Source organism: Streptomyces sp. NPDC126499, from assembly GCF_040302485.1.
Taxonomy (GTDB): domain Bacteria; phylum Actinomycetota; class Actinomycetes; order Streptomycetales; family Streptomycetaceae; genus Streptomyces.
On sequence record NZ_JBEOUO010000058.1, the window covers coordinates 1 to 1,578 of the forward strand.

Annotated in this window: 2 protein-coding genes; both read right to left on the reverse strand. The window is 28.8% G+C overall.

Going from position 1 to position 1,578, the window contains the following annotated elements; translation table 11 throughout:
- Positions 1–410, reverse strand: a 410-nt coding sequence (locus ABTZ91_RS33995; protein WP_352081093.1) for a hypothetical protein, incomplete at its 3' end; no start/stop codon positions are given.
- Positions 400–1,578, reverse strand: a 1,179-nt coding sequence (locus tag ABTZ91_RS34000) for a phage portal protein (protein ID WP_352081094.1), incomplete at its 5' end; no start/stop codon positions are given. The genes ABTZ91_RS34000 and ABTZ91_RS33995, both read right to left, overlap by 11 nt.

The following is a 1,578-nucleotide window of genomic DNA, read 5'->3' on the forward strand; positions in this document are numbered from 1 at the left end:
TCGTCACTTAGCTTATCCTCAATTTTATTTTGAAGATTTAAACTAGAATCTTTCACAATCAAATCTAGCTGCTGCTTTAACAGTTTTTCTCTAGAGATTTTCATCGTTAAGTTGTATTGTTTGAGCGATTGATTCGCCTCTTCACTGAAATCTTTACGCTCAACAAATTGTTTCGCTTTGTTACTAAATGCTAGTACATTAAATGAATCAGCCATTTTCTTAACTTCTTGAATACTCAGTCCAGTATCTTTGGCATATTTTGCATAAAAAGCTAATAATTCTTTTGTAATTTCGGCATACATCAATAAAATGATACGTTCAATTTCAATGATTACTTGTGCATCAACTAATGATTCAGCGTCCATGACGTTTTTAGCACGTTCTAGCCAATATTTTAAATTATCTGACATTTATATCAGTCATTTCATTTTCGCGGCTAAATGGTGTCTTAAATGATGAATTATAGCTATTTTCTTTTACTTTATTTTGTTCGTCTTCCATTTTCTTGATTTCTTCAAGTGGATTATCAATAATAGGTAACAATTTCAATCTAGTTTGTTCAGATACTCCACCATTTAAAGAATTGAATGCATCAATTGATTCATTTAAAGACTTAGGTAAATTAGGTGTAAAGGTAATATCAATGGTTGAATAATCATACTTATGTACACCTGTTAAATTAAGAATATTAAATAACAGTTTATATCTCTTCATTAACCCTTTTTTAAATAAACGTTCTTTAATAGCTCTAACCTGCTCTAGACCAAACAATTTATATTTCATTGATTCACCAGATTGAACACCACTGAAATTCTCATCGCTTAGATCAGGTGTATTGGTATATTTGTGAATATCTTTTTGTAATCTGGTTTTATAAGCTTCTGAGCCATTAACATCATATTGTTTATAAATGTACTTAACATCTGCATTACCTTCTGACCCATTCACATTGATACTTGGTTTAACATGAACCATATTAGCTTGTCGAAATTTTTTAGCTTCATCACCATCTATTTCAATGTTTCCAACAATTGCTAACATGGCATCATTTAAATCGGTCATATAATTAGCAGTATCTGATTGTGCTTGGTCATATAAATCAATTAAAGAAATAACATTTTCAAAATCACCTTGTTTAAATTGATCATTTAAATATTCAATAATTGGAACATCATTATAGTAATGAGGTATTTCATCGATAGAATTGAAAGAGCCGCCTTTAACTTCTATGTAATAGATTTTATTTGTTGTATAGACTTCAATTTTTTGTATTGGTGTATTATCTAAATCTTTAACATTAAAGTATCTAACTCCTGCTATCATCTTTTTATCTAGTGAAGTGTCATATACAACAAATGTACTTTTACTATCTAATAATTTGAATGTATCTTTATCATCAGTATCTCTATAAACAATTTCATACGCTCGACCATAAATAGATAAATTTAATGCTAAATCACTATTTGTAGCATCTGCATCATTCACTTTATTAAGGTCAACTAATTTTTCATTTGTATTTTCGTCTTTATGTGTAATTGTTATAGGATTACTAGTTAAATAACCGACTATAAAGCGTGT